This window comes from Leptospira borgpetersenii serovar Javanica (genome assembly GCF_003046425.1).
Lineage (GTDB): Bacteria > Spirochaetota > Leptospiria > Leptospirales > Leptospiraceae > Leptospira > Leptospira borgpetersenii.
Window position 1 is genome coordinate 212,501 of sequence record NZ_QAJG01000003.1, and the last position, 19,679, is coordinate 232,179.

13 protein-coding genes and 1 pseudogene (1 of these 14 cut by a window edge) are annotated in these 19,679 nt (G+C 39.8%); 6 read left to right on the forward strand and 8 right to left on the reverse strand.

What is annotated here, in order from left to right:
- The 3 genes in view from ftsZ to CLV95_RS03890 are tightly spaced (at most 25 nt apart) and all read right to left on the reverse strand, a layout consistent with a single transcriptional unit that may run on beyond the window.
- On the reverse strand, positions 1 to 340 hold the start of the coding sequence (gene ftsZ, locus CLV95_RS03880; RefSeq protein ID WP_002723846.1) for a cell division protein FtsZ. It extends 866 nt beyond the left edge of the window; only the first 340 of its 1,206 coding nucleotides appear in the window; it begins with the start codon at positions 338 to 340; the stop codon falls past the left edge of the window.
- A 25-nt stretch (positions 341 to 365) separates the two neighbouring features.
- Positions 366 to 1,595: a cell division protein FtsA gene (ftsA, locus tag CLV95_RS03885; RefSeq protein ID WP_002723867.1), complete on the reverse strand. Its 1,230-nt coding sequence runs from the start codon at positions 1,593 to 1,595 to the stop codon at positions 366 to 368.
- A gap of 1 nt (position 1,596) precedes the next feature.
- A complete protein-coding gene (locus CLV95_RS03890) occupies positions 1,597 to 2,346 on the reverse strand; it encodes a cell division protein FtsQ/DivIB (protein WP_011671030.1) in 750 nt (249 codons plus the stop codon).
- A 782-nt stretch (positions 2,347 to 3,128) separates the two neighbouring features.
- On the opposite strand from CLV95_RS03890, the gene CLV95_RS03900 reads away from it, so the two are divergent.
- On the forward strand, positions 3,129 to 3,929 hold the full coding sequence (locus CLV95_RS03900) for an MlaD family protein (RefSeq protein WP_002723865.1): 801 nt from the start codon (positions 3,129 to 3,131) through the stop codon (positions 3,927 to 3,929).
- Between the two features lie 228 nt (positions 3,930 to 4,157).
- On the opposite strand, the gene CLV95_RS03905 is transcribed toward CLV95_RS03900, so the two are convergent.
- Entirely contained in the window at positions 4,158 to 5,048 is an 891-nt protein-coding gene (locus CLV95_RS03905; RefSeq protein ID WP_002732266.1) for a DMT family transporter, read from the reverse strand.
- The gene (locus tag CLV95_RS03910) at positions 5,048 to 6,445 is read right to left on the reverse strand and encodes a M14 family zinc carboxypeptidase (protein WP_228003526.1); all 1,398 of its coding nucleotides are present in this window, start codon (positions 6,443 to 6,445) and stop codon (positions 5,048 to 5,050) included. The genes CLV95_RS03905 and CLV95_RS03910 overlap by 1 nt, the downstream gene beginning before the upstream one ends.
- Positions 6,446 to 6,722: 277 nt before the next feature.
- On the opposite strand from CLV95_RS03910, the gene CLV95_RS03915 reads away from it, so the two are divergent.
- The 5 genes and pseudogenes from CLV95_RS03915 (at position 6,723) to CLV95_RS03935 (ending at position 17,902) form a co-directional block, all read left to right on the forward strand.
- Complete coding sequence (locus tag CLV95_RS03915) at positions 6,723 to 7,604, forward strand: formylglycine-generating enzyme family protein (RefSeq protein ID WP_002731306.1); 882 nt, start codon at positions 6,723 to 6,725, stop codon at positions 7,602 to 7,604.
- A 1-nt stretch (position 7,605) separates the two neighbouring features.
- Positions 7,606 to 8,709, forward strand: a complete 1,104-nt coding sequence (locus CLV95_RS03920; protein WP_002731276.1) for an LIC_10091 family lipoprotein — start codon at positions 7,606 to 7,608, stop codon at positions 8,707 to 8,709.
- Positions 8,710 to 9,496: 787 nt separating this feature from the next.
- Positions 9,497 to 10,420 (forward strand): hypothetical protein, encoded by a 924-nt coding sequence (locus CLV95_RS03925; RefSeq protein WP_002731320.1) that lies wholly within the window; start codon positions 9,497 to 9,499, stop codon positions 10,418 to 10,420.
- Between the two features lie 141 nt (positions 10,421 to 10,561).
- The gene (locus CLV95_RS03930) at positions 10,562 to 12,628 is read left to right on the forward strand and encodes an NAD(P)-binding protein (RefSeq protein ID WP_002732361.1); all 2,067 of its coding nucleotides are present in this window, start codon (positions 10,562 to 10,564) and stop codon (positions 12,626 to 12,628) included.
- Positions 12,629 to 12,692: 64 nt separating this feature from the next.
- Positions 12,693 to 17,902: pseudogene (locus CLV95_RS03935) on the forward strand (SpoIIE family protein phosphatase).
- 155 nt (positions 17,903 to 18,057) lie between these two features.
- On the opposite strand, the gene CLV95_RS19235 reads toward CLV95_RS03935, so the two are convergent.
- From CLV95_RS19235 to CLV95_RS03945, 3 genes are read right to left on the reverse strand one after another with little or no spacing between them, the layout of a single operon-like run.
- Positions 18,058 to 18,318 carry a hypothetical protein gene (locus CLV95_RS19235; RefSeq protein ID WP_243406608.1) on the reverse strand — a complete coding sequence of 87 codons (261 nt, stop codon included), beginning with the start codon at positions 18,316 to 18,318 and terminating at the stop codon, positions 18,058 to 18,060.
- A complete protein-coding gene (locus CLV95_RS03940) occupies positions 18,306 to 18,782 on the reverse strand; it encodes a DEAD/DEAH box helicase family protein (protein ID WP_243406607.1) in 477 nt (158 codons plus the stop codon). The genes CLV95_RS19235 and CLV95_RS03940 overlap by 13 nt, the downstream gene beginning before the upstream one ends.
- 26 nt (positions 18,783 to 18,808) lie before the next feature.
- Positions 18,809 to 19,213: a hypothetical protein gene (locus tag CLV95_RS03945; RefSeq protein ID WP_230456542.1), complete on the reverse strand. Its 405-nt coding sequence runs from the start codon at positions 19,211 to 19,213 to the stop codon at positions 18,809 to 18,811.
- Positions 19,214 to 19,679: the final 466 nt, after the last annotated feature.

Here is a 19,679-nt window from a genome sequence, read left to right on the forward strand (position 1 = left end):
CTCCGGTTCCGGTCCCTCCCCCCATTCCAGCTGTGACAAAAACCATATCGGCCCCGCGGACTGAGGATTGTATTCTTTCCTTATCTTCTTCCGCCGCTCTATAACCGAGTTCGGGATCGCCACCCGCTCCCATACCACGAGTCACTTTTGTTCCTAAAATGATTTTATTCTCCACTGGAGAACGAAGTAAAACTTGCTCGTCGGTATTAAGAATCGTAAATTCAACCCCTTTTAAAGTGGAGTTAGACATTCTCGTCACTGCATTCATTCCGCCGCCGCCGACTCCGAATACTTTAATTACTGCGGGGCTTGATTTTACTTCTTCTTCAAATCGGATCATATTGTTTTTCCTTTTGGGGGACGGATCAAAGATTGTCTTCAATCCATCTTCTGATTTTTTTAGACCAGCCTTCCGAACGGTCTACGGATTTCTGATCCATATCCGTCATCCTATCTGCATATTTAATCATCCCGATCACCGTAGAAAATTCCGGAGAAGACGCTTTTTCAGCGAGTCCGCTGATTCCACCGGGTCTGGCTCTGGATACCGTTAGACGAAATACATCTTCCGCAAGTGTGTCGATTCCTTCGAGCAGACTTCCTCCTCCCGTGAGGATCACTCCACCCGCAAGTAGGCCTTTTTTTCCGGACTTTTCCAGTTCCTTATCCGTCATTTCGAAAATTTCCCTCATCCTCGGTTCGATGATAGAAACAAGTTCCTCTCGAAGGACTTGCCTTGCGGGTCTTCCGCTAATTGGTGGAATTTCGATCGTCTCAGTAGGATCGATTTCGGACAGAACGGTATGTCCGTATCTTTTTTTTAGAAGTTCGGCGGTTTCTAAGGTGGTTTTAAGTCCGATGGAGATGTCGCTCGTAACGTTGATTCCTCCGAAAGGTATCACGGAAGAATAAGAAATCCCTCCGTCCACATACACGATCAAATCACAGATTCCGGCTCCTATGTCCAGGACTGCGGTCCCTAAATCTTTTTCTCCCGAAGTCAAAACCGCCTCAGAGGATGCAAGGCTGGAAAGTATCATCACCTCACATGCGAGACCGGATGATTCAATACATTTTTCTAAATTATGAATTGCTGTTATTCCCGCCGTCACAATATGAACTTCTGCTTCTAGACGAACCCCCGTCATTCCGATCGGATCTCGAATACTCGTTTGATCATCGACCGAAAATTCTTTGGAGAGTACATGTAAGATCTGTTGATCCGCAGGAACCCGGATCGCTTGCGCAGCCTCGATCACTCTAACCACGTCCGGCTCCGTCACGGTTCTATCTCGGTTTGTGATCGCAACCACCCCTTTGGAATTATCGGCTTTAACCGTCTTCCCGGTAATGTTAACCGCTACTATAGAAATTTCTTGACCGGACGTGAGCTCAGCTTCGCTGATTGCTTCTACGATGGAACGTGTAGTGGATTCTATGTTTATGATGGATCCGTTTTTGACTCCGGAGGAAGGATAAGCTCCGGTCCCGATGATTTCCACTTCATATTCGGAAATAGGTCTAGCCAAGACGACCTTTGTCAAAGAAGTTCCAAGGTCCAGTGCAGCGATAATTTTATCTCTCGGTTCCGACATATCAGTGATAGACCGCGTCTTCTCCTCTGATATCCACAAGTTCGGATTGGATCCGATCCTTTTCAAAATACGCCAGTATAGCGTAGAGTTTTCTGATTTGATCTCGATGAAGTAGAGTGCCGATTTGAATTCTCAATTGAATCGGTTCGTCCGCAAAGAAAAAAATTTCCCCATCTTCTTGCAGTAAAACTTCGGAAATTCTCGGCTTTAAAGCGGGATATATTCGAAAAGCTTGTTCCACCGAATTGTAAAAATCGCGAAAGATAGCGTCTTGGATAGCTCCGTTTTTTACGGGAAAGTTTCCGGAAAGAATACAGAGATCTTTCTCGCGAACATCGTTTTTAGAAAGAAGTCGTAATTCCGAATCTACCTCGTAAAGATGCCCGTTTGAGTTTACGACGTATATGGCCTTTTTTTCCGTGAGTTCTATGAGTAATTGATCTTCCGATTTTTTAGTGATGCGGGCAGAATTGACCCTGGGAAGCCTGGAAAGTCTTTTTTCCAGAAGATCCAAGTCCAACGTATCAAAGGAGGTTCCGGGTTGAATTTCAAGCATTCTTACGATTTCTTCCGTTTTGAGCTTTTCATGCCCCGTAATAATTAACTTATTCAATTCTCGTGGCATCATCCCCTGATAACTGAACCCGAACATTATTCCAATACTCAAAATTCCGATCAGGAAAGCTAAAAGGAGAATGTTTCTTCTTTTCTGCACAAATTCTCTTAGGAAGTCAATCAGATTATGTCTCATAATAAATTCTTCAGGGAAATTTCTTCCTTGGTTTCCATATCGGATTTTAAAATCACTCTGCATCTCGTTTTTTAATGTGAGAACTTCTCCATTTTAAGAAAAGCCTAGTTGAATTCAAAACAAACCCGAATTTTAGGAGGGATATTGAATCTAAGAAATTTTATCCCAAAAATAACCGAAGATATCAAATGGTCTCATTTCTGAAAATGAAACGTTTCTACACATTTTTAGGAACCACTTACGAGAGTGTTCCAACGATTAAGTCTGTTAGAAAGCCCATAAATCACCAATCTATAGGATCAGAGAACTGATGACAGTGTCGCGGCTATGCCGCTCCCACAAAAGACAGCTTTGGGGCGCCATATCAGAGCCGGTCTCAAAACCTTAGGAATGTAGGAGCTATTACAATCTTAAACGACAGGAAAAACCTTCAATACGACGATTTCTGTGGGAACTCTCACGTTTTTTAAAAACTTGCCGGACCGTTTAGAGATATTTTTCTTCAGGTTTTGGGACAAGTTCTTAGGTGAACTTGACGTAAGAAAGTTGGGTGAATCACTCGCAAACTTTATAACTACAAAATGGCACACAAACTGAAACGAAAATGCTGCTTCTATAGATCCAGCATAATATCGCTTTCACATTTGTTATGTCGAACTCACGTTATCTGAGGCATAAAATCCGTTCGATACGAATTTGAAACCAACCTTTTTTCAAAAAAAGAAAGTCGCGCCGGAACAACTGTCCTATAAAATCCGATCTTATAAGAAATAGACTGTCTCATGAATCTTTCCAAACATATAGCTATTCTGACGGGTATCATTTTCTTCTTAGGATTTTCCTTAGGGATCTACGTTTCCGTGGTCGAAAAAGCCGGAACTCAAGACGAATATCCATATACCATGAAAATTTATTATCCTCGTTTGGAAGGAATTCATCCGGGCGCGCCGGTTCGAATTTTAGGAGTAGAAAAAGGAATTGTTCGCAGTTTGGATGTGGTTCCGATAGACGAGGTAGGAGACCAAAAATTCTTAAACAAGGATCAGACAAAAGCGATTGAGATCGTGATCCGACTTAAAGAACCCGTCACGCTTTGGGACAATTATAAAATCACATTCCAAACAAACACGATTCTCTCTGGAAGAACAATCGATATCGATCCGGGCTCTTTCGAAAAAGAGGATACTACTTTTTTTCAACCTACCTACTTGGAAAAGGAACAAAGACCTCCGGATTTTTTACCTTCTGCGGATTATTTTGAAGATTTTTTCGCGGCGTCCACCGGAGTGATCCGGGAAAACCGAGAAGACATACGTGTATCTTTTAATAATTTTTATGAGATTTCGGAAAAACTGAAATCGAACCGTGGAACAATTCCTCGGATTATCAACTCTCCGGAAACGTACGACAATGTGATAGAACTTCTTTCCGATGCGAGAATTTTCGGAAATGATATGCGTCGCTATACAGAAGGATATCGCAAATTGGAACGTTCGGCTCCTACCCCATTCACAATCAATTTATACCGCAGAACCACGTTGATCGGAGAGGTAGGAAACAATTATTATTTCGGTAAATTGTAATATACTAATTTAGATTTAAACAAACCATCCACAAGCCGCTTCCATGAGGTAGGCAGCAAAAGACACGGAATAATATAAGAACCTGTCCCCAAAGAAACCAAAGTGCTGCTCTTTATGAATCGTTCGATAAACTTAAACTTTATGGTCTTACGTAGAAAAAAATAGCAGAAGGGCTTGATACAAGAAACATAGAAGGAGAAAGCCGAACGGATGAAATCAAAAATCGGCTTATCGATCTTTTCCGATCAATTCTGCAAGAATCAATCCCGCAAAAACGATTGTACAACCTGCAATCCGAATGGGGCCTGAAGTTTCACCTAACAATAAAAAAGCGATAACGGAAGAAAAAACAGGTTCCAAAGAAAAAATGATTCCGACACGAGTTGGTGACACATAACGTTGAAATTTTGTTTGTAAAAATGTGGTCAATACCGAAGCTAAAAGCGCATTGTACAAAACCACCGGAATCAATCTCATACTCGGATTAACTCTCACTTCCTCGATTCCGATAAAATGAAGGCCGATCACCGACACCAAAGCGAGAAAACCTGCCACAAAGGATTGATAAAAAATGGAAACTCGAATCGGAATTTCAGCGCTTACACGATCCATTTGGATGATGTATAAAGAGAAAAAAAATGCGCCGCCAAGAGTAATCCAATCTCCACTTGTGATCATCAAGGAACCTTCCATCCCAATTTCTCCCAAAAGGATCAGATAAATTCCAGTAAAAACCACGGCAGCCCCCAAAAGATTTCCTTTTGCGGGCATTTTCCTTTTGAAGACCGCTTCCAGAAACGGTGTAATGACAACTAATGTTCCGATTAAAAAAGAAGATTTGGTCGCCGTCGTAGTTTTGAGCCCTAAGGTTTCACAAGCAAACCCGAGATATAAAAACATTCCGAGCCAAAATGCACTCGGATACCAAACTTTGCCGTTTCTAAATTCTTTCCAAACGAATGGAAAAAATACGATGCTTGCAATCCCAAAACGAAGCCCCAAAAAGATGGAGGGAGAAGTATCCCTGAGTCCAAAAACCGTCATGGTGAAGGTCCCTCCCCAAATCAGTGTACAAAGGATAAGATATACCTCGTTTCCAAGTTGTCCGATACGAAACATTAAATTCCACTTTTCTTAAGTATGATCTTTAGAGGTTCCCAGTTTCGGCGCGGCCGGGACCAAATTTCCACGGATTCGTAACCTTTTTTGGAAATTTTGATCTTCGTTTCCTTTCGATCGGGAAATAGCTGAAAGAAAAATCCATTGACCGGATTGGAAACCCGAATTTCCTCATGAAAGTATTTTACTCTTTCAATTTCTATCTTTGCTTCGAGAGGTATTCCAAATTCGTCCGTAACTTTTAGGAAAATTTTTCTTCCTTCTAAGACTTCGTTTAACAAAATGTTCCAAGTTTCCCTCAAAGAAACATTCACCTTTTCCACTTCCCCATAGGCGGGATTTAGATGTGTAGTTTCCAATAAATACGCAAGCGTCCCATGAGTGAAATACAAATAATCCTGATCCACTCCATCGATAGGATAAATATTTTTTTTCGGTTCGAATTCTTTTTCGGGATTTAGGCTTACGACCGAAGCCGCAATCTTTCTTCCTAATTCTCCAGCCATGTCCGGTTCGGGATTGTTCAAGGAATCGATTGAATAAGGAATTAACAGACAATTGGCATATGCGTGATAACTAATGGATGCAGCAAATCTTTCTCGATCGGCCAAATCCATCATCGCCTTTGTTTCGGGCTCCGATCCCGCTGAAGGCCCTCTATAAAAATAGTTGGAAGGATTCGAAGAAGAATAACCCCCTCCCGTTTTTCCCCAAAAAAAAGGATAGTTTCGATTGATATCAACTCCCGGATTTAATTTGTCATTTACTGGACCAATTCCAGGATGACCATTTTTTCTTCCCATCAAATTGGACACATGCCAAAAGTGCCTAGCTCCGTCCGGATTAACAATCGGAACAACCCAGATCTTCATCTTATTTAGAATTTCCTCATATCTTTTAGGCTCGGACAAAACGGAATATATGATATCGTAACAGTGTTCGATCGAAATGACTTCATTCGCGTGATGGGCACAATTGAAAAGAACGGAGATTTTTTCCTCATTGGACAGGTTCGTGTTCGTAAGAAGCAGCGCCGGAATCTCTCTACCTCTTGCGGTTTTACCGATTACTTCCATACGAGCTCGTTCAGGATAACGACTTGCAACTCCAAGTAAATAATGAATATTTAATATATTATCCTTATACCCTTTTTTGAGGTCGTCAAGACCGGTAAACTGTTCTTTGATGAGATCTTGATAATTTCCGGAATAGTATTTAAACGGAAAGTACTGCTTGACAATCGTAATTCCCGGAGACGGAAATCCGAATTTCTCGATATCTTCCCTACTCATCACGGAATAATAAGAATCAGTCTCCTGATAACTGATGGGATACTTTCCTTCGGTTTTTTCCTTAAATTCCCCTAAATGCCCAGGATCAATCCGAACAAGGAGCATTTTTCTTGGATCATTTAACGGAGAATTTTGTATCTTCTTTCGAAAGAAACCTCCGCAGGAGACGACTACAAACAGACTCGTACAAAAGAAGAGTATGGTGCAAAATGGAAAGACGGAATACGATTTCATTCTCTTTAAAATATTAGAACTAATTTGTTCCGATCGTTTTAAGAATCCAGAGATTTTTTAAAATACTTGATTTGTTTGTTTCCTTTTTCAGTCTATCCTCATTCTAAAAGCTCCTTTCTACTATGGGTCCTTTAGGATAGGAATCTTCATGAAACCGAAAATTCGAAATATCCTTCTACTCGTAATGTTTTCGACCGCTTGTTTAGAATGTACATACAAATTGTTTGCGGACTCCCTTCCCTGCGGTGGTAAAGAAATCGCCGGAATGAAATGTATTCCTGCCGGAGAATTCATACGAGGAAGTAACACGTACGACGCGGACGAGAAGCCGGAAGAGAAAATTTATGTGAGTGACTTTTATATGGACATATATGAAGTCACGAACGAAGAATTTGATAAATGCAAAACTGCGGGCAAATGCCAAGAATGTTTAAAAGCAGGTAAGTGTAATTACATCGGACCACGTTATGGTAAACCCTACTTAGGTCCCAAACAACCCGCAGTAGGAATCAGCTGGTATACGGCAAAAGAATTCTGTGAATGGGCAGGCAAGAGACTTCCAACGGAAGCAGAATGGGAAAAAGCGGCCAGAGGACCCGATGGAAATTTATATCCTTGGGGAAACGAACCCGCAACCTGCGAAAAAGCGATCATCGCGATGGGAGACATCAAAGGATGTGTCGCTAAAAAAACGGAAAAACCCCATCTTATGCCGACGGCCGACGTGGGAACAAAAGCCCCCGGAGTCTACGGTTTGTACGATATGGCCGGTAATTCATGGGAATGGACCGCAGATTGGTATTCCCCTTCTTTTAAAGTTTGCGGGGACGCCTGTAGAGGAAAAAACCCAAAAGGTCCTTGCGGTGGAAAAGGATCCTGTCCGGGTTACTCGAAGAAAGTCTTAAAAAGCGGCTCTTGGTGGTGGCCGGCAAGTTATGCAAGAGGCTCCAAAAGGAGAGCCCACATTCCGGAAAACTTTCCGGAATACCATCATTTCGGTTTTCGCTGCGCAAAGGACGCAGACAATTAATATGATCAATAATGTTAAATTAGAAATTTATTCTATTCTTATACTCTCGACTCTCTGTTTTTCGTCTTGCTTCGGATCGAAAAAAGCCGAAGAAAGTCTAAATCGCAATTTGAGCGAACAAGATCTAGTTTCCAAACTCGGAATTTTTAAGGAGACTCCCCAAGAAACTCTCGTTCCTACAAAATGGGACGTGGGCGATACTACCGTTTCCAATGAAGATCGTTTGGATCTTCTCATTCCTCACGTTCAAAACATAGGCAACGTTTATGTCGGAGTCGGGTCGGAGCAAAATCTCACGATTGCAGCTTGGGCGAAATCGGATTTTATTTATCTTATGGACTTTACCCAGATAGTCGTTCATGCAAATACGATCACGATTCTTTTCCTTAAAAAAGGAGAGAGGAAGGAGGATTTTATCCGTCTCTGGGGTAAAGAAGGCGAAAAGGAAGCCCTTGAGTTAATTCAGGCCTCTTTCTCCGATCCGGAAATCTACCAGAAAGTTTATAAACAAGCTTCTCCGTTTATTCGCAAACGTCATAAGACCAACTTGATGCTCGCTAAAAAATACAACTACAAGATGTTCCAAACCGACGAAGAACAATATTCTTATATTCGCAAATTGGCGATCGAAGGCAGAATTTTTCCGGTTCGCGGAAATCTTCTCGGAAATATTACGTTAACCGGAATAGGAAACACTTTGAAAAAAGTAGGCCATAAGATTGGAGTCATTTATTTCAGTAACGCGGAAGAATATTTTTCTTATCCCAAGGAGTTTAAGAATTCCATTCTCAATCTTCCGATCGAAGAAAATTCTCTTGTGGTGAGAACGATTTCCGTTCGTAAAGATTTGTTCCCTTGGTCTCCCGGTTCCGAAATTTCCACAGACAGGGGATTCCATTACTGCGTTCAAAAAATTTCCAATTTTCAAAAATGGCTAACGAGCAACAAACCTGGACTTCGTTCTTTACAAGTTATGGTAGAAGGTGGGACCGTCGACAAAAAGAATGGAATCACAGTCGTGGACAAGGAACCGGTCGTAATTCCTACACCGACTTCAACGACTATCCCACCAAATCAAACAAGAACCAATCAACCTACACAATAAGTATCGAGTTCTGAAAACGGATTGAACAATCTTGTTTTCGGAACTGTCCGTATATACCCGTTAAACGCAGAGCGATAGGCGCCCTATTTAACGTGAATTCGATATAAGGATGTTCCAAAACTCATCAACTTACTCAAAGGGCGTAACCTGTAGGAATTCCTACGTTCTATCACGAATTTGCTAAACAATTTATTGCAACTGATTTCTTTTTAGGTTTTTAGGACAGATCACAGTCGATTTTAACTCCACTCCGCACTTTTCTTAACTCCACGATACGTTAACTTTGTTTTTTGATAAAAAATTTGAACTTTAAGGCAAAAACAAAAAATCACAAAAGATGCGTTTTTGAAAATTATTACAAACATTAGAAAATTATAATTATTAGAAATACGTCTATCAATAATTTTTCTACCTGTAAAAAATCCATTCGAATAAAATCTCTACAAAAAGAAAACTCACTTCCTAAGTAATTCCAGCCCTTTTTTCTTCCCATTTAAACTCGACAAAACCCACTTAAAAATGCATAACTTACCATTAAAATCCTCTTATAAAATACGTTTTTTGTTTCTAAACCGAAACTTGAATCCAAAAAACAAACATCAGACGAAAACAATCGAAGCTTTATCAAACCCTAAAGTAACAATTAACGGGCAAAAATCATAACAAAATAAAAATTTAATAAGCATTACCAATGCTTATGATTCATTTTACAGCAACACTATAATTTTATTATTTACAATATCTGAAAAATATATCCAACATTGAACGCCAAGACACAGGAGTCAACATGACGGACTACATCGTTCGCGGAGGTGAACAAGAACTTCCCCCGCCTTATCAAATGAAACAAGTAGAATTTTACGCCTTTTGTATACAAGGAAATCAGAATGCAATTCAATCTATCGTAGATCGAGATCTAAACGGTCCCGCAAGTGGCAAGATGTATTATTCCGCATTTACGGATAAATTATTTCTTGTATTTGCAAAACAGCAATATCTCGTTCCGGGCAACGACTGCGGCTGGGTGAAGGAAACAGACGTAGGTTTTTGGATTCCTCTTTTTGCAAAAGATCCGTTTCGAATCCGGTTCTATCAACCTTATCTTTTCGTAGATATTCCTACTGCAATGACTACGGGAAGGGAAATCTACGGTTTTCATAAAATTCAAGGTGAATTTCAGATACCTTCTCTTCAGGTTCCTCCCGAATACTTTTCCGTGGATGCGATCACCCCTCGTGGCAAAGATCGTCAGGCCATCTCCCAACGAATATTCACTCTTACTTGTCCTCCAGAAGAAACTCATTCAAAGGAATCGTTCGACGAATTGTCTAAGTTAGGGAATGAATTCTTTAAAATTCTTTTCGATGACCCTTTCAAGATCAAAATTCCGAATACCGGCTCAACGATCAATCTCTTGGAGCATTTATTTTTTCCCGAAGTTGGAATGGTCTTCTTAAAACAATTTAGGGATGCAGCCGATCCTAAGTTAGCTTGTTATCAAGCAATCGTAGAAGCGAATAGTAACGTTACTCTCTTTCGTAAGGGAGGAATTTTGGAAGGGAATTACATTTTAGATATTTTGAGTAACGCGTATTTTCCTTTCATTTCCGACTTCGGCCTTAAAAGCACTTCCATCTCGATTCAATTCGGGATTTGGTGTGACTTTGATTTTGATTTTTCTCCCGGAAAAATCATTCATCAAAACGTCTAAAGCCAGCTTCGGAAAAAACCTACATATATAAAAAACGAGGCCGAGTTTGGGAATCTGTTAGTTTAAATTCAATTTGTAAATATATATTAAAATTTTAATATATTTCACCAACATAGCTTAACTGATAGTAGAGGAGATTTTATGAAGAACAAAAAAGAAAAAGTAATCATACTCGGAGGCGGCTTGGGTTCTCTCGTTACCGCATACGAAATCACTTCTAAACCCGATTGGCAGGAAAAATACGACATCACAATTTATCAATTAGGTTGGAGGCTCGGCGGAAAAGGTGCAAGCGGCAGAAATCAGGACTTTTCCAATCGAATCGAAGAACACGGATTACACATCTGGTTCGGATTTTACGATCACGCTTTTCAACTCATCAGAAAATGTTATCAAGAATTAGGAAGACCTCTCACCGATCCTTTGGCTACCTGGGAAGAAGCGTTTAAACCGGCGAATTTTTTCGTATTGGAGGAACAGATAAACGGAAATTACCAACCTTGGCCGATGCGATTTCCAATGAATAATCAAATCCCCGGAGATACGACCGAACTTCCGGATCCTTCGGTTTACCCTTTGATGATTCTAAATTACGTGAACGAATATTATGTAAGTTATCGGAAATCTATTTTTCCGGAAAACGATCAAATCAACAATCAAAGCTCCTGTAAACAAATTTTGAAATGGATAGAAGACGAAGGAGTCGGAGTGGACGTGATCGAAAAAATCATTTTCGTTCTAAAAAATCTTGCAGATAAACTAAACGATGATTTTGTCCATGATCGCTTTCTTAAGATCATAGATCTATTCATTGATGATCTTTGGGAAAAAGTAGAAAAAAAGATCGAATCGAACACTGAGGCAAGAAGATTCTGGATCTTAGTCGATTTCAGTCTTACCAATATCAAAGGAATAATCAAAGACGGCGTTTTAGAGAAAGGTTTCGAAAGTATAGACGACTTCGATTATAGAGAATGGCTAAAACGTCACGGAGCAAACGAACTCACGATCAACTCCGCGATCGTACAAGCAATCTACGGTCTCGTATTCGGAGGGAAGGAGCAATACACTTTCGCTGCCGGCACGGCTCTTAAAGGAGCTTTAAGAATGGTCTTCACTTATAAAGGTGCAGTCGCTTATAGAATGCAAGCGGGAATGGGAGATGTCATTTTCACTCCTCTGTATGAAATTCTGAAAAAACGGGGGGTTCACATCAAATTCTTTCATCGAGTGAGGGAACTGATCCCCGGAAAATCGAACGGACAATCCTTGATTCAAACCGTAAAAATCGGCAAACAAGTGAACTTATATAAAGACGAGTATCATCCGCTGATAAACGTAAAAGGACTTGCATGCTGGCCGAGTAAACCTCTCTACGATCAGATCGAGGAAGGAGAAGAATTAAAAAAATATAATATAGACTTGGAAAACTATTGGTCCACATGGCAGGATAAAGAGGAGATCGTTCTTGAATCCGGAAAAGATTTCGATCGAATCGTATTCGGAATTTCCATAGGCGCAATTCCTTTTGTATGCCCGAAAATTTTAGAGGAAAGTTCAAAATGGAAACAAATGACGGAATCAGTCACAACTTGTCTAACGGATGCATTTCAACTTTGGATGTATCCCGATATTGCAGGTCTGGGATGGAAATATTGGAAAAACGAACCTCCTGTGTTAGGATCTTACGTGGAACCTTTTGACACTTGGTGCGACATGAGCCACCTCATCAATAGGGAGTCTTGGCCGGATTCCCTCTCGCCGAATCATATCGCTTATTTTTGCGGCCCTTCTCCCGTCGGAATAACGCCTAAGGATCCTCTGGTTGACCCAGATATACCAACTCAAATGGAAAAATTAAAGGGAAGGATTGCGAAATTTCTAGAGCAAGATATACATATTCTTTGGCCGAATTCTACGATTCCTGGGAAAACTTCAGGATTCAATTGGGACCTTCTATTGGATGCCGACAAGGCGGAAAAAGGACCTCGAAAAATCAAGTCGCAATATGTCCGTTTAAATATTCAACCCACGGAAAGATACGTTTTATCGGTGAAAGGTTCGACAAAATACAGACTTCCCACGGGAGATAATGGATACTCCAACCTTGTAATTACGGGAGATTGGATTCAAAATTCCGTGTTAAACGCAGGATGTGTGGAAAGTACCGTCGTAAGTGGTATCGAAGCGGCTCGATGTTTTTCTTAAATTTCGGAAATGAAATCTTCTCTTTTCGATTTCGACCTTAGAAAGGGAATTTAATTGTTTTAGGATGAAACTCCAGCTCCACGGTTTTAAGACGCTTGGATTTTTTTCCGTAGATCATCAATTTCTAATATATAGATCTCTGGATCAAAGATCGGGAAAACGCGTTCTTCTCAAACTCCTTCGTCAAAAAAACCAACCATTAAGGACATTCAAAAAATATATCACGATTTTAGAATTTCGAATTTTGTTAAAGGACCAAGAATTCAGAATTTTCTGGAATTAATACGACATGAAGGCATTCCAATTCTCGTAATCGAAGACTGCGACTCCGTTCCTCTTTCGAGATTGTTTCCTAACGGCGTGAATTCCATTGAGAAATTTTTTGAGATTGCCATGGGTATCTCTTTAGCGCTCAAAGAAATTCACGAAAAAAAAATTCTCCATCAAGCGCTCCGTCCAGATAACATTTGGGTTCAAGCGAAAACAGGGATAGTTAAAATTACGGATTTTTCATCCGCAACTTTCTCAGACAAAGAAACCTCAATTTCTATTACGCCGGATTTGCCCGTCGAAATTCTTTCCTACATCTCTCCGGAACTAACCGGAAGACTCTCACGCATTCCGAGTTTTCGCACGGATTTTTATTCCTTGGGAGTCGTTTTCTATCAGATGATTACCGGAATTCTCCCGTTTATTTCCAGGAACGGCAATGAAATTTTACACGCCCATCTTGCAAGAAAACCGACTCCCGTACACATAATTCGGAAAGAATTGCCTATTACGATTTCACTCGTTATTTCTAAATTACTTAAAAAAGATCCGGATCAACGTTATGCATCCATTGACGGATTGATATACGACTTAAAACTCTGCCTTCAAAATTTTCAAAAAAGAGGAATCGATTCAACGTTCATTCCCGGCTCCAGAGACATCCCGGAACTAATATTTGATTCCTCCATTCTTCACGGAAGAGATAAGGAGAAGGCCGTTTTAGAATCCTCTTTTAATAACGTACTTCAAGGAGATACGGAGCTTGTTTTCATCACAGGTGATTCCGGTTGCGGGAAATCGGCGCTTGCAAAATTTTTTTTAAAGAGTATCTCCGAAAGAGGCGGGATCATCATCCAAGGTAAGTTCGATCAGTATGAAAGGTCGATTCCGTTCGGTGGACTTATACATTCCTTAAGGGACCTAGTTCCAATTTTACTTTCCAAAGAGGAAAAAGAAATCAGGAAATTAAAAAGACTGATCAACCAATATATAGGAGACAACGGAAAAATACTTCTGGACCAGCTTCCCGAATTGGAGTTTATTTTAGGTCCGCAACCAGAATTGTCCGAATTACCTCCGGACGAGAATCGAAACCGTTTCTACTATACTTTCCATAACTTTATCAGAATCCTTTCCGAAATGAGCAGACCACTCGTCCTTTACATGGACGATTTACAATGGGCCGATCCGGCAAGTCTTAATCTCATAGAAACTTTTTTTATCCATTCGAAAATTAAGAATTTCTTATGTATTCTCTCGTTTAGACCAGAGGCTGTCGAATCCCCAAATCCGTTTTCCGAAATCCTAAAATCCATCGAAACTAATAAGATTCAGAAAAGTCTGATCACGATCGATTCACTCGATAAAAAAAGCGTTTATCGCCTTATTCAGGATTTGGTTCCCAGCTCAGAAGAGCAAATTCGATCTGTGACCTCCATCCTCCATAAGAAAACATTGGGCAACCCTTTAGCAATCATTCAGCTTCTTAGAACCTGTAAAAAAACGAATATTATTTCTTACGAATTCGAATCTCAACTTTGGAAGTGGGATCTCGAAAAAGTCGACAGTCTATCGGCTGCGGATAATGTCGTCAATTTTCTCTGTGATAGAATTAAGGAGCTTACTCCGGAAATTCAGGAACTGCTCGGAATCTGTTCTTGCTTGGGAGAACAATTCACTTTAGAATTCATTTCAAAATTAAGTTTTTTTGATATTCCAAAACTGAATCAAACTCTTTGGGAAGCAGTAAAAGAAGGACTTTTAGTACCCTTTCATAATCAGAACCAATCCATTTTTGAAAAAAGCCTTTCTTCAGAAAGAACCTTCGGTTTTTCGCACGACAGAGTTCGACAAGCGGCTTATAGCCTTTTGAAAGAATCAAAGCGGAAAAAATTTCATAAACAAGCGGGACTAACCTTGCTTGCCATTCACGGTCCACAACCTAAAAATAGAATCCTTTTTGAAATCACGAATCATCTTAATCAGGCTCTTGATCAAATCGAAGAAGAAACTCTTCGTAATAACCTTACGATCCTAAACTACAAAACCGGTCTCCAAGCCAAAAACTTAGGTTCTTATGAAAGTTCCCTTCAATACCTAAACTTTGCATTGAAGAACCAGGAAATTTGTATCAAAGATCTGGAATTTTATTCCAATGTGATTTTGGAAACCGCAGAAACGGAATATCTGCTGAACAATTACGAAAGGGCAATATCACTTTTGGGATTATTAGAAAATTTAAGTATTTCGAATTTACAATACATTCGTGCAAATATGATACGAGTTCGGCTCTATTCTAAAATGAACAAGGTCGAAAAAGCCGTTTCAGCCGGTTTATGCGCGATGAAGCGTTGCAAGATTCACATCCCTTCCTCCCGATTTAAGATTAATTTGGCACTTTTTAAGGAATTATTTCTCTCTTTAATTTTATCCAAAGGAAAATCGGATTTCGAACTCGCTCATTTAAAGGAAAATTCGGAGCCGGAATACCAAGCCCTGATCGACCTTTTCGCGGATCTTGGCCCTTCCGCATTCACGTACAACCAAAATCTCTTTGTACTCTTAGTATTAAAGATATTTAATATTTCTTTAACGAAAGGAATTTCCAGAAGTAGCCCGATCGCATACAGCGGTTACGGAATGATCGTGAACCAAATACTAAAAGATCCGAATCAAGGTATACGTTATTCCAAGATTGCGATGGATCTAAACGAAAGGATTCCCTTCGACCTGGTAAAATGGAAAGTACAGTACGTTTATTCAGCTTATCTTTGCCATTGGAAGAAGCACATCACTCCCGACATAAAGTTGTTGGATGAGGTTCACAAAGGAGCCTTACAAAACGGAGATATCCTTTATGCGGGATTTAGTCTACAGGCAAAGATCCAGAAAAAAATCTTCGCTTCCTATCCGATAGAAGAACTTTTAATACACGCAGATTTTGCGGAGAGATACTTTAGAACTGCAAGAGATAATTTCGCGTTTACGATTGCAAAAAGTTCCCATCAGTTGCTTAAAGCGCTCGCCGGAAAAACTTCGTCCCCTAATTCCTTGAATGATTCGGAATTTCAAACGGAAAATTTCGAAAGAAAAATCCTGCGAGATAAGAATTATACTGCACTTTTCTATTACTATCACGATCTTACCAAACTTCATTATTTTTCGGAACAATTTTCAAAAGCTCTCTCCTACGGCCAAAAAGGTGAAGATCTAATTCAGAATGCGTTCGGTTTGATTCCCTTTGCCGAATTTTGGTTTTATTACGGACTCACCATTTTGGCGAATTTTGAAGAATTTCCCTTTTCTTACAGGATTATATATTCAAAAAAGCTAAATCTTATATTCTCTTATTTTACTAAGTGGAGCAAAAATTGCCCTGAAAACTTTATGGGACTTCTCGAGCTTTTACACGCGGAAAGAGAAAGAGTGCGAAAAAAAACCTCCGAAGCCACCACAGGTTACGAAAAAGCGATCAAACTTTTTCAAGAAGCCGGTTTTGTTTCATTTCAAGCCCTATCCAGCGAAATTGCCGCAAGATTTCATTATAAAATGGGGAACTTTTCCTTAGGAAACCACTATATACGACTCGCCATCAATTTTTATTCCGAATGGGGAGCTTCCGCCAAAGTGATCGACCTGAAAAATCGTTTTGCAAAACGGCTTAATCCCACTTTTTACCATGAAACGACTCAAAAAAAGCTTAACAACCCGAACACGAGTTTGGACCAGGAAGTTGTATTAAAAACATATAATGTTCTTTCTGAAGAGATTGTTTTAGATAATCTTTTAAAAAAATTAATTCAAATCGCCATAGAGACCGCAGGTGCGACAAGAGCAATTTATTTCCATTTACACAACAAAAATCTAACGGTTTATCTTACGGGGCAAAGTGGTGAAACGGAAATTATAGTGGAGAATTTTCCGGAAATTGATGAAACTCAATATCCGGTTTCATACCTTAATTATGTTTTCAGAACACATAGGATAATTTCCACTCGCGAATTGGATTCCTCTTTGATCAAAGATTTTACCGATCCGTATATCAAAGAAAAAAAACCTCAATCTATGATTTGTATTCCTCTGCTACACACAGGAGAACTCAAAGGGATTCTCTATCTCGAAAATCAATTAGTCAAAGGAGTGTTCACCGAAAACAATATTCAAACTCTGAAGCTGATCGCCGGGCAGGCAGCGATCTTAATCGAAAATGCAAACCTCTACGCGGAACTCGAAACAAAAGTCGAGAAAAGAACGGCGGAACTCAATAATACGATCAATCTGCTTCAAAAAGACTTGCTCTATGCGCAAAAGATTCAAGACAGAATTCTACCAAAACCGGAAGCTACATTAGATAAAATATATATTCTTACGAAATACGTTCCCATGACCCAAGTCGGAGGCGATATCTACGACTACGCGGAAATTTCTCCCGGTAAGGTGAGAATCTTTTTAGCGGATGCTACCGGTCATGGAGTACAAGCTGCGTTAGTCACTATGCTGATTAAATCCGAATATGAAAGTTTGAAATATCTAGACCTACCTCCAGGTAAAATAATTTCCGAACTCAACCAGGAAATCATCGCAAAATACAAAACACTTAAATCCTTTTTCAGTTGCCTTGTAGCCGACATAGATGTAGAACAAGGAATACTTTCCTATTCCGCAGCGGGCCATCCGGATCAATTCTATCTTTCCGGAAATACGATTACAAGGTTGCCTAGAAGCGGACCGATCATCGGTATTCTTGAAAATACAAAATATAATTCTCAGTTCTTAGAGATATCCAAAGGGAATAAATTATTTTTCTTTTCGGACGGAATGACGGAAGAATTCAATCCATTCCACGAAGAATTCGGAGATCGTAGACTTTCAGAATCTATACTTAAACAGGCCTCCAAACCCGTTTCAGAAATCGTACAATTCGTATTCGAGGATCTTCAATCCTTTCTTTCGGGTCAGAAAATTCAAGACGATATCACGTTTTTATCCGTGGAAATATTATAATAAATGTGAGTTCGACGTAAGGAAACTGGACAGAACCTCTTGTACATATTTCATGAGGGATTCTCTCTTGCTCTAAACGATTTTTTGAATCTAAAGTACCTAAATATCTCCAAGTTTCGTGTTCCAATCAAGCGAGGAATTTCGGTTCCGAAGATTTAGAAGAAAACGTAACGTCCTGAGCCTCGTAAAAAAAACGGAGTAGCGGATAAATCATAAACCATTTTTACGCCCAATTTGCGTTTTACGGCTTCGATTCCTGATATCCAAAGTCGTGCGGCTTCGTTATTTCTCTTGGCCTCTTCCTTATCTTCTCCTTTCAGGTTCTCTATATCCTGCGTCTCTGGCTTTTCCCGATAACAATGATGCGCCTCATCGTTAATAACTAATATATTTTTAAAACCTATTAACTCTGGCATCTCACACGTTGGATCATTTGACCTTCTGTTTCCATCGTATTCAGTTCGGGACCTCGGCCTTTTAAAAGAAGTCGCCCAATTCGCGAAATATCTATTTTTTCTCTTAGCTTGAATGAATGATAATTTGTAATTACAATCTTTGCACGTTCTAAATCAGATAACATGTCAGAAGGAACTATTTCACGATGACGATAATAACTGTCCGGATCATTAGGCTTTAATACGCGCAACCGATCTCGAATTGTAAGTCCAGGAGTTATAATTAAAAAGCCGCGGCTAAAATTAGAATTAGCGGGCCGTCTGACCGCATTGATCGTTTGCCAGGCGATTATCATGGCAATCACAGTAGTCTTTCCCGTTCCGGTTGCAAGTTTCAATGCAACTCTCATTAGCTCGGGATTCGCTTCCAAATTTGCACTTTTTAAATGAGCCCAGATTCCTGTACCAAACGAGTCCTTAGGCAATTTTGGCGCAACCTCCGTGAGCCAAATCAGAGTCTCAACTGCTTCCACTTGACAAAAAAAGGTCGCACTCCTTGAAATTGATGACTTCTCCAATATTCAAGCAAACGAGCGGTTTCGGGTGTCACTAACCATTGGGTAGGAGATTTTAGCTTTCTCCAGTCATCGACAAAGTTCCAGACCATGTTGATAATGGGAAAAGGATCGTATTTTTGAGTCTCCGTATCAAAGCCAGTAAGACCTGAAAATTCGAGATAGTCTTGCTTGGCATTTTTTCTTAGCTTTTGTGGATGAGAAATTGGGGTAATAAGTTCTGATCTTCGCCGTCCTTCGACAATTTTCCCAGTAGGCTGCCCAATTTCATCAAGATCCCAGTGACGTCCTGGATATTCATAAGGCGAATTTAGAATCGGCTGTGAAAAAAAAATCTTCAATCATTGCGTAGGTTATTTTTATCCAGAATTTTGATTACGGCTAAAGCAATATCTTCATGCAATATCCATAGATTCTGCATAGTGTTTAAAGATTTTTTTGAGGAAGTTAATGGAAAAACTCATGACTTCTGTTATCTTACGGCAAATGCAGCAATTCTCTAAATTTAGATTTCTTATTTAGTGGAACAGTGTTGCAGAGCGCAATTTCTAAAACAAGGACAAACTCGTTAAACGCAAAAACCAATCTCTCTTCGAGCTTGGCTTTAATCATTCTTAGAAGTCTAGGATACACTTTGATCCTAGTTTATTTTGAATTGTTAAATTGTTTTTGAATTTAGTTTAGGGGAGAGCTTTTAAGAAAAGCATCCTTAACAACATATAAGAACCTGGCCTTTCGGCCAGAACCTTGCAACGTCTCGAGAGACGTTGTAAACTGCGATGAGAGAAATGTAATTTGTTGTTCTAT

Bases quoted from the DNA above. Each gene is read 5' to 3' on its own strand.
- ftsA (WP_002723867.1), bottom strand. From the start codon at position 1,595: ATGTCGGAACCGAGAGATAAAATTATCGCTGCACTGGACCTTGGAACT.
- CLV95_RS03890 (WP_011671030.1), bottom strand. From the start codon at position 2,346: ATGAGACATAATCTGATTGACTTCCTAAGAGAATTTGTGCAGAAAAGA.
- CLV95_RS03900 (WP_002723865.1), top strand. From the start codon at position 3,129: ATGAATCTTTCCAAACATATAGCTATTCTGACGGGTATCATTTTCTTC.
- CLV95_RS03905 (WP_002732266.1), bottom strand. From the start codon at position 5,048: ATGTTTCGTATCGGACAACTTGGAAACGAGGTATATCTTATCCTTTGT.
- CLV95_RS03910 (WP_228003526.1), bottom strand. From the start codon at position 6,445: ATGCTCCTTGTTCGGATTGATCCTGGGCATTTAGGGGAATTTAAGGAA.
- CLV95_RS03915 (WP_002731306.1), top strand. From the start codon at position 6,723: ATGAAACCGAAAATTCGAAATATCCTTCTACTCGTAATGTTTTCGACC.
- CLV95_RS03920 (WP_002731276.1), top strand. From the start codon at position 7,606: ATGATCAATAATGTTAAATTAGAAATTTATTCTATTCTTATACTCTCG.
- CLV95_RS03925 (WP_002731320.1), top strand. From the start codon at position 9,497: ATGACGGACTACATCGTTCGCGGAGGTGAACAAGAACTTCCCCCGCCT.
- CLV95_RS03930 (WP_002732361.1), top strand. From the start codon at position 10,562: ATGAAGAACAAAAAAGAAAAAGTAATCATACTCGGAGGCGGCTTGGGT.
- CLV95_RS19235 (WP_243406608.1), bottom strand. From the start codon at position 18,318: ATGCCAGAGTTAATAGGTTTTAAAAATATATTAGTTATTAACGATGAG.